Source organism: Mesorhizobium sp. M2A.F.Ca.ET.037.01.1.1 (assembly GCF_003998075.1).
Taxonomy (GTDB): Bacteria; Pseudomonadota; Alphaproteobacteria; order Rhizobiales; family Rhizobiaceae; genus Mesorhizobium.
In genome coordinates this window covers 1-7,936 of sequence record NZ_RZSA01000210.1, presented here as the reverse complement: position 1 = coordinate 7,936, position 7,936 = coordinate 1, and the positions used below count along the sequence as shown (strand labels likewise).

Annotated in this window: 10 protein-coding genes, 1 tRNA gene and 1 pseudogene; 6 read left to right on the top strand and 6 right to left on the bottom strand. The window is 63.6% G+C overall.

Going from position 1 to position 7,936, the window contains the following annotated elements:
• Both EOA27_RS13020 and EOA27_RS13015 read right to left on the bottom strand, forming a co-directional pair.
• The coding region (locus EOA27_RS13020; protein ID WP_145970334.1) for a CaiB/BaiF CoA-transferase family protein at positions 1-908 on the bottom strand (908 nt) is incomplete at its 3' end.
• Between the two features lie 3 nt (positions 909-911).
• A complete protein-coding gene (locus EOA27_RS13015) occupies positions 912-1,463 on the bottom strand; it encodes a MaoC family dehydratase (RefSeq protein WP_127256361.1) in 552 nt (183 codons plus the stop codon).
• Positions 1,464-1,722: 259 nt separating this feature from the next.
• On the opposite strand from EOA27_RS13015, the gene EOA27_RS13010 reads away from it, so the two are divergent.
• The gene (locus EOA27_RS13010; protein WP_127256358.1) at positions 1,723-2,835 is read left to right on the top strand and encodes a lactonase family protein; all 1,113 of its coding nucleotides are present in this window, start codon (positions 1,723-1,725) and stop codon (positions 2,833-2,835) included.
• Positions 2,836-2,949: 114 nt separating this feature from the next.
• On the opposite strand, the gene EOA27_RS13005 is transcribed toward EOA27_RS13010, so the two are convergent.
• Entirely contained in the window at positions 2,950-3,306 is a 357-nt protein-coding gene (locus tag EOA27_RS13005) for a hypothetical protein (protein ID WP_245491081.1), read from the bottom strand.
• A gap of 403 nt (positions 3,307-3,709) precedes the next feature.
• Positions 3,710-3,835: a hypothetical protein gene (locus tag EOA27_RS42955; RefSeq protein ID WP_281059417.1), complete on the bottom strand. Its 126-nt coding sequence runs from the start codon at positions 3,833-3,835 to the stop codon at positions 3,710-3,712.
• A gap of 215 nt (positions 3,836-4,050) precedes the next feature.
• On the opposite strand from EOA27_RS42955, the gene EOA27_RS13000 reads away from it, so the two are divergent.
• Both EOA27_RS13000 and EOA27_RS12995 read left to right on the top strand, forming a co-directional pair.
• Positions 4,051-4,368, top strand: a complete 318-nt coding sequence (locus EOA27_RS13000; protein WP_127256355.1) for a hypothetical protein — start codon at positions 4,051-4,053, stop codon at positions 4,366-4,368.
• A 62-nt stretch (positions 4,369-4,430) separates the two neighbouring features.
• Positions 4,431-4,931: a DUF6496 domain-containing protein gene (locus EOA27_RS12995; RefSeq protein ID WP_127256352.1), complete on the top strand. Its 501-nt coding sequence runs from the start codon at positions 4,431-4,433 to the stop codon at positions 4,929-4,931.
• Positions 4,932-5,041: 110 nt separating this feature from the next.
• Here EOA27_RS12995 and EOA27_RS12990 read toward each other — a convergent pair.
• Positions 5,042-5,117 (bottom strand) — tRNA-Ala (locus tag EOA27_RS12990).
• Positions 5,118-5,281: 164 nt separating this feature from the next.
• On the bottom strand, positions 5,282-5,680 hold the full coding sequence (locus EOA27_RS12985; RefSeq protein WP_126079851.1) for a TIGR02300 family protein: 399 nt from the start codon (positions 5,678-5,680) through the stop codon (positions 5,282-5,284).
• Positions 5,681-5,874: 194 nt separating this feature from the next.
• Between EOA27_RS12985 and aroA the strand changes: the two genes are divergently transcribed.
• The 3 genes and pseudogenes from aroA to EOA27_RS12975 form a co-directional block, all read left to right on the top strand.
• Positions 5,875-7,233, top strand: a complete 1,359-nt coding sequence (gene aroA / locus EOA27_RS12980) for a 3-phosphoshikimate 1-carboxyvinyltransferase (protein WP_127256349.1) — start codon at positions 5,875-5,877, stop codon at positions 7,231-7,233.
• A 29-nt stretch (positions 7,234-7,262) separates the two neighbouring features.
• A pseudogene (locus EOA27_RS43155) lies at positions 7,263-7,460 on the top strand (hypothetical protein); the annotation flags it as partial.
• 78 nt (positions 7,461-7,538) lie between these two features.
• Positions 7,539-7,936: (d)CMP kinase (locus EOA27_RS12975; RefSeq protein ID WP_127256346.1), on the top strand; the 398-nt coding region annotated here is incomplete at its 3' end.

Here is a 7,936-nt window from a genome sequence, read left to right as displayed (position 1 = left end):
GTTTTTTCGGCGATGCGTCTGGCGATGATCGCCTTGATCTCGTCGCGGGCGGTGAACCAGGTCGCGGGCTTGTCGCGGAACGGGTCGAGCTCGGGCAAGTCGAGCAGATCGGCAATCTTCGGGATCGGCGTCATGGCGATCGCCAGGTAACCGTCCTTGGCTGGATAGACGCCGTAAGGCGCCGAGAGGTAGGCATGGGCGCTGCGAAAGGACGAGCGCTTCGGCAGGCGGCGGCCGTCATTGAGATGCGTGGTCAGCACCTCGAACTGGAAATCGACCAGCGCCTCGAGGAGGCTGGTCTCGACATGGCCGCCCTCGCCCGTGATGCCGCGCCGCACCAGTTTGGCGAGGATGCCTTGCGCGCAGGCCGCGCCCGCCAGCATGTCGGCGATCGCCAGCCCGAACGGCACCGGCCCCTGCTCCTCGTCGCCGTTCAGCCACATCACGCCGGAGCGCGCCTGGGCGAGCAGATCCTGCCCCGGGCGCTTCACCCAGGGGCCATCCTCGCCATAGCCGCTGATCGAGGCGTAGACGAGCCGCGGGTTGATGGTGCTGACATGCTCGTAATCGAGGCCGAGCCGCTCGATGACGCCCGGCCGGAAGTTCTGGATCAGCACGTCGGCCTTGGCGATCAGGCCGCGCAGCGCGGCGAGATCGGCCTCGTTCTTGAGGTCGATGGCCAGGCTCTCCTTGCCGCGGTTGATGGCGTGGAAGATGGTGGAATCGCCGCCGATCTCGGTGTCGCTGAGGTAGAGCCGGCGCGAGAGATCCCCTCCATCCGGCCGCTCGATCTTGATGACGCGCGCGCCGAGGTCGAGAAGGCGCAGCGAACAGTAAGGCCCCGACAGGAACTGGCTCATGTCGACGACCACGAGGCCGGTCAGCGGAAGTTCAGCGTCAGCGGACACGGTTCACTTCTCGGTCTTGCCGACGAAATCGGCCGGGTTCTTGTATTTCACCGTCTGCAGATGCTCGCAGTAGAGCACGAGCTCTCCTTCACCCTTGAAGACTTCATAGCTGGCGCGGATCAGGCCCATGTCGTGATAGCGCGGCTTTTTGTCGAGGTTGGTGCGGATCGAATAAATGGTGTCGCCGATGAAGACCGGCTTGATGAAGCGGAGCTTGTCATAGCCATAGGAAAAGGCGTTGACGCAGTTGGTGGCGACGAGGCCGAGTCCGGCGGAAAAGACGAAGGCGCCGGCCACCAGGCGCTTGCCGAAAATGCCTTCCCTCCCGGCGAACATCTGGTCCTGGACGTAAGGGTGGATATCCAGCACCAGCGCATTGAACATATGGCTTTCGCCCTCGGAGATGGTGCGGCGGAGCGAGCGGATTTTATGGCCGGGCTGCCAGTCCTCGTAGAACCAGTTTTCCGAATTCCAGACGGGGATGTCAGCATGCGCCTCAGGCATGTCGGCCGGATGCGTCGAGGCGAGGCCGACGGTCGGCGAGAACGCGCTCATGCCGTGCTCCGGGAGCTTTCGGCGCGGCCTGCAAGGCGGTTCCGGGCACGATGTCGGATGGCGAGACGCATGATCGCTTTCCTCCCGTCAATTTTCTTTTGTGAATAATATTTTCACATATGGGATTGCCTTGCAAGCGACGATCGGCGAAATTTTTGCAAAGCCGGCACAGGCGGAGGAGCCGCCGGCATTGTTGTTTCGCAGTTCTCTTCGCAAACCGTAAGACACTTTTGCGGAACCTGCTTAGGGAGGAAGATCGATGCAAAGCGCCTTTCTTGTCTTTGTCGGCAGCCTCAACCGCGAGGCGCCCTATTTCCAGGGCGCACGCGGCGTCGGCCTCGGCGTCTACGCCTTCGACGAGGCAACGCTTGCCATTCAAAAACTTGCCGAGACCAATGAGGTCGACAATCCGACCTTCCTGTCGGTGACGCCGGACGGGACGCTGATCTATGCCAATTCGGAAGTCTTCGCCTGGCGCGAGGGAACGGTCACGGCCTATCGCTTCGACCGCGCCACCAACTCTCTCGCCTATATCAACAAGCAGCCATCGCTCGGCAGCATCACCGCCCACAACACGATCACCCACGACGGCAGCAAGCTTCTGGTCGCGAATTACGGCATGGGCAGCGGCGGCCCCGACAAGGCGGTCGCGGTGTTCGGCTTTGCGGCCGATGGCGACCTGACGGCGCCGCTGGCGAGCGTCGCGCATTCCGGCACCGGCCCCAATGCAGAGCGGCAGGAGCGCTCGCATGCGCACAGCGTCACCGAGACCATCCAGGGCGGCATCGCCATCGTCGCCGATCTCGGCATCGACCAATTGGTCTCCTACCGGATCGAGCCGGCCGGCGCGCTGGTGAAGCTCGCGTCCTCGGCGCTCGCGCCCGGCGCCGGGCCGCGCCACGTCGCGCTGCATCCGAACGGCCGCTTCGTCTTCGTCATGAACGAGCTGGACTCGACGGTCGTGTCGCTGGCGCTTGAGCCGTCTTCAGGCAGGCTTGAACTGATCGACACCAAGCCGGCGGTACCCGCAGAGGCTCGCGCGCACAATCACTGCGCCGATATCCAGATATCGCCCGACGGTCGCTTCCTCTACGGCTCCAACCGAGGCCATGACAGCGTCGCGATCTTCGCCGTCGATCAGCAGACGGGAAAACTCCAAACGGTGGACTTCACGCCATGCGGCGGCGCGACGCCGCGCAACCTGGCGCTGACCCCATCCGGCAGGCATCTGTTCTCAGCCAACCAGAACGCCGACCGCATCTCGATCTTCGCACGCGACGAGGCGAGCGGGCGGCTGACCGACACCGGGCAGGCCATCGAGATCGGAACGCCGATGTGCGTGCGGATCACGCGCGAGCCGGCTCAGTTCTAGAGCGTTTCACCGTTTCACGGAAACGGCGAACCGCTCTATCTCCTTGTTTTTACGCAATTCCGGACGGAAAACCGCTCACACTTTTCCTGGAATTGCTCTAACGGCTGGCGTTGCCTACTGGCCGACTCGCGCGAACGAGCCGGTATAGGTCTGGCCGGCAAGCGCGTAGGTGACGTTGAGCGTTCCCGGCGACGGCATCGTGGCGGTGATGTCGGCGCCATTCGGCAGGCGCCCGAGCTTCAACGTGCTGCCGGAAATCCTGCCGGAACCGTCGGCAACGCCCGGCTTGTTGTCGGCCAGATCGCCCCATGCGTAGCTGACCGTCACCTGCCCGCCCGAGGACACGGTCAGCACCGCCAGCTTGCCGTCATACATGCCGTTGAGCTGCCCCGCCCATATGCCGGAGAAGGCGGCGTATCTCGCCGGAACGCCCTTGCCGGGCGGAACGACCGCGACCGTCTGATCCAGCACCGCCGAATTCGGCAAGGCCGGAGCGGGTGCAGCAGCCGGAGCGGGTTGCGGGTCGGCAACAGGTTGCGAACCAGCGACGGGCTGTGTGTCTGGAGTCGACTGGCAAGCGGCAAGCGCGGCCACAACGCCCAGCATCGGCAAGAGACTGCTTGATCGCGCAAGCAGTCCGGATCGAACCCGTCCCTGCGCCAGTTTCCCACCCAAAACCGGAATTCTCATAAGCATCCCTCTGACAGGAAGCCCCTTAGCCTAGTTGCCGCCGCCGGCAAAGGGGTTTCCTCGGGCACTTTCCTTTGTATCCAGGCCAAACAATCGGCGAGCAGGTCATCGCAGGAACGCCGTGGCTCAACGGGAAATTCATCGCAGGAATGTCAAAGCCAGTTCAAATGCCAGGACCACCCATCTATTGAGACGGCGCGCCGCCGGGGACCAGCAGAAAGCCCTGTTCGCCAGTCGAATACCACAATCCCAGATACAGCAACGCCAACAATATCGCGACGATCACCGCAATCCGGACCAGAACGCGCATGACGTTGTTACCTGTTGCGCCGACACCTTCCCGATTCAATATACCGAAAATGCGGCCGGCAAAATCGTCGAGACCTGCGGTTCCGCCTCAACGGCTCTTATGCCGACCTGCCAACTCTTTCGCAGGATACGGCCTGCGTCGCTTCCGTCCGGGCAGCTTTTCAAGGGGCGATAGCTCCACTTGCGAGCATTCATCGAGCGCCGTCGGGGGGCGTGATGCTGGAACTCCCGCCGACGCCTCGCGTTCCCAAGAAACCAGCCGCGATTGCGCTCCACCGATCCGAGCAAAGATCGTTTGTCGATTTCCTTCGAGATTTCCGCCAAGGGGTGAACGACTTCGGCAACGCCCATTATGACGGTCCCCAGCCGCCAAAAGGGCATGGCGTCCATCACTATCACTTCCGCCTTTCGGCACTCGACGTGGAGACGCTGGAATCCAGCGGAGAAACGGCAATCGCCGACCTTCTGGCCCATGCGGGACCGCACATGATCGCCACCGCCGAGCTTGTCGGCGGCACCTATGAAAGCCGCTGACGCGCGATCCGAAGCGGCCTGTTGGCGTTCGATCGTGCCCCGTTCGAACATGGAGAAAAACGATGCCGGACAAGAAAACCATCGAAAAGGCGCGCAAGGACAAGCGCGAAGGCAAATCGGCAAGCACGCAGGCCGGTGAATTCGTTCACGCGGAAATCGATAAAGTTCGCCAAGGCAAGCACGACGCCCGCTCAACCAAGCAGGCGATCGCCATCGGCCTTTCGGAAGCGCGCCGCGCGGGCGTCGACCTGCCGCCGCCCAAAAAAGGCGACGTGAAGGAGACCACGCGCAAGAGCGCCAAATATGCTTACGAGGCAGGCCAGGGCGAACGCAGGCCGAAGCGCCAGCCGAAGGTCTACAAGGCGGTGTCGAAGGTGCTTGAGGGCGAGCCGAAAAGCACCGCCTCCCACAAGGCCCTGTCGCGGCAGGCCAAGAGCGCCGCATCCGGCCGCACGGCCGCAGAGCGGTCGGCGGCGGCCAGGAAAGCCGCGCAGACCAAAGGCAACGCCGGACGATCAGCGGCTGCGCGCAAGGCAGCCAGAACCCGCGCCGAGCGCGGTTAGTCTCGCCACATTGCGTCCAGGCCACCCCTACGAGCTCGGGCGCGCCGCGGCCAAGCGCGTGCAGCGGTGACGATTTCTGCCGCCAAGAAATCTGCTCAGGAAGGACTGTTTGGTGGAGCCAATCGGAATCGAACCGACGACCTCTTGAATGCCATTCAAGCGCTCTCCCAACTGAGCTATGGCCCCACTCCCGGCAGTCAGCCGGCGCCGTTTCCGGCGAAGAGATCCGGCGCGGTTGGGAACCGCGCCGTCGTTTAGTGCTGGCGGCTTCTAGCGCCGCCTTCGGTCAAGATCAAGCCTTCAAAGACCGCTTTTTCGTCACAGGCGAAAATCGCCGGCAAACGACCGGATCAGACCTCGTCCTCGTCGTCGCCGACGCCGATCATGTCGGAGACGTCATCGTCCTCTTCTTCTTCGTCGGCAAGGAAGGTATCGTCCTCATCATCGCCGAGATCGACGTCGTCATCCTCGTCGTCGCCGAGATCGGGAAGATCGTCGCCGCCGCCCTTGGCTTCCTCGTCGGCGTCCTCGAGCGAGACAACTTCGGCGCCTTCTTCCTCGTCGCCGTCCACTTCCTTGTCGGCGACTTCCTCATCTTCCTCGAGGGCGGAAATCTTGCCTTCGTCGAAATAAGAGCGCGGATAGCTCTTGCCCGTATAGGGCGAGACAATCGGGTCCTTGTTCAGGTCGTAGAATTTCCGACCCGTTTCGGGGTCGACACGCTTGGTGCCAAGTTCAGCTTTTGCCACGTCAGGCCTCGTCAAAAAAAGAATGGTCCCCTTAACCGCAGTTTTCCGCGCTGTCAAAGCCAAAAGACATGTGCTCGAGACCCGCTTTTCAAAGGCTTGCGCCAAGGGGATGACCATTGCCGCGCGCCGTGATACGAGACCGCCGCATCATGACGAACCGGGCCGGCCAGCCGGCCTTCCATTTGGAAGACAAAATGTCTCATTCCGCCGCCGCTAAACAAGCCACGGCCCGCAAATCCCCTGCCCTTGCCGGCACCGCGCGCGTGCCGGGCGACAAGTCGATCTCGCACCGCTCCTTCATGTTCGGCGGCCTTGCCTCCGGCGAGACGCGCATCACCGGCCTGCTCGAAGGCGAGGACGTGATGCGCACCGGAGCCGCCATGAAGGCGATGGGCGCGCACATCGAGAAGAACGGCGCCGAATGGGTGATCCGCGGCACCGGCAACGGCGCGCTGCTGCAGCCGGAAGGCCCGCTCGATTTCGGCAATGCCGGCACCGGATCGCGGCTCACCATGGGCCTCGTCGGCACCTATGACATGGAGACCACCTTCATCGGCGACGCCTCGCTGTCGGGCCGGCCGATGGGCCGCGTGCTCGACCCGCTGCGCCAGATGGGCGTGCAGGTGCTGAAGGCGGCGCCCGGCGACCGCATGCCGATCACGCTGCGCGGCCCGAAGCATGCTGCGCCGATCACCTATCGCGTGCCGATGGCGTCGGCCCAGGTGAAGTCGGCGGTGCTGCTTGCCGGCTTGAACACGCCCGGCATCACCACGGTGATCGAGCCGGTGATGACGCGCGATCACACCGAGAAGATGCTGAAAGGCTTTGGCGCGAACCTGACCGTGGAGACCGACGAGCGCGGCGTGCGCCACATCTTCATCGAAGGCCAGGGCAAGCTCACCGGACAGACGATCGCCGTGCCCGGCGACCCGTCCTCGGCCGGCTTCCCGCTGGTGGCGGCGCTGATCGTGCCGGGCTCGGACATCGTGATCGAAAACGTGCTGATGAACCCGACCCGCACCGGCCTGCTTCTCACATTGCAGGAAATGGGCGGCCGGATCGATATCCTCAATCCGCGCAATGCCGGCGGCGAGGACGTGGCGGATTTGCGCGTGCGCTATTCCGAGTTGAAGGGCGTTACCGTACCGCCGGAACGCGCACCGTCGATGATCGACGAATATCCGGTGCTGGCGGTCGCGGCCAGCTTCGCCGAGGGCGAGACGCTGATGCAGGGCCTGGAGGAATTGCGCGTCAAGGAATCCGACCGGCTGTCGGCGGTCGCCAACGGGCTGAAGCTCAACGGTGTCGACTGCACCGAGGGCGAGGCATCGCTCGCCGTGCGCGGCAGACCGGGCGGCAAGGGGCTGGGCGCTCACCCCAATGGACCGGACACGGCGGTGAAGACGCATCTCGACCATCGCATCGCGATGAGCTTCCTGATCATGGGGCTGGCCACCGAGAAGCCGGTGACCATCGACGACGCGAACATGATCGCGACGAGCTTTCCGGAATTCATGGGACTGATGAAGGGATTGGGCGCGGAGATCGAGTGAGATACGTTTACGTTCATTGGCAACATGATATGCCGGAGGCACCGTCCGACCTCTGGTATGAAATCGCCGATGACGATTTTCAGAACCGCACCATAGAGTTCTATGCCGATGGTTCCGTTGGTTTTGCTATTCGCGGCGAAGCCTTTGACGGGTCGGAGGATGTTGAGGTTGGCGGGACGAGAAATTCGACAGAGGGCTTTCCCGATCTCGCAGAGATCAATTCGGACAGCCAGTTCAAGGCCTCGGAAGTTACAGCGGCCGACTTCGAGCGCCGGTGGGGTGAGGCACTTGCATCGAGGTTTAGAATGACGACAGGCCTCACCATCGCCATTGACGGCCCCGCCGGCGCGGGCAAGGGCACGCTCGCCCGCCGGCTCGCCGACCACTATCGCCTCAACCTGCTCGACACCGGCCTCACCTATCGCGCTGTGGCGCATAAGCTGCTCGAGCTCGGCCTGCCGCTCGACAACGTCTCGGCGGCGGAAACGGCGGCGCGGCAGGTGGACCTTTCGAACCTCGACCGTACCGTGCTGTCGGCGCATGCGGTGGGCGAAGCGGCCTCCAAGGTCGCGGTCATTCCCACGGTGCGGCGCATCCTGGTCGAGAAGCAGCGAGCCTTCGCCAAGGCGCCGCCGGGCGCGGTGCTCGACGGCCGCGACATCGGCACGGTGGTGTGCCCGGATGCCGACATCAAGCTCTATGT

Excerpts from the sequence above, each read along its gene's own strand:
- EOA27_RS13015 (WP_127256361.1), bottom strand. The coding sequence starts at position 1,463 with ATGAGCGCGTTCTCGCCGACCGTCGGCCTCGCCTCGACGCATCCGGCC.
- EOA27_RS13010 (WP_127256358.1), top strand. The coding sequence starts at position 1,723 with ATGCAAAGCGCCTTTCTTGTCTTTGTCGGCAGCCTCAACCGCGAGGCG.
- EOA27_RS42955 (WP_281059417.1), bottom strand. The coding sequence starts at position 3,835 with ATGCGCGTTCTGGTCCGGATTGCGGTGATCGTCGCGATATTGTTGGCG.
- EOA27_RS13000 (WP_127256355.1), top strand. The coding sequence starts at position 4,051 with ATGCTGGAACTCCCGCCGACGCCTCGCGTTCCCAAGAAACCAGCCGCG.
- EOA27_RS12995 (WP_127256352.1), top strand. The coding sequence starts at position 4,431 with ATGCCGGACAAGAAAACCATCGAAAAGGCGCGCAAGGACAAGCGCGAA.
- aroA (WP_127256349.1), top strand. The coding sequence starts at position 5,875 with ATGTCTCATTCCGCCGCCGCTAAACAAGCCACGGCCCGCAAATCCCCT.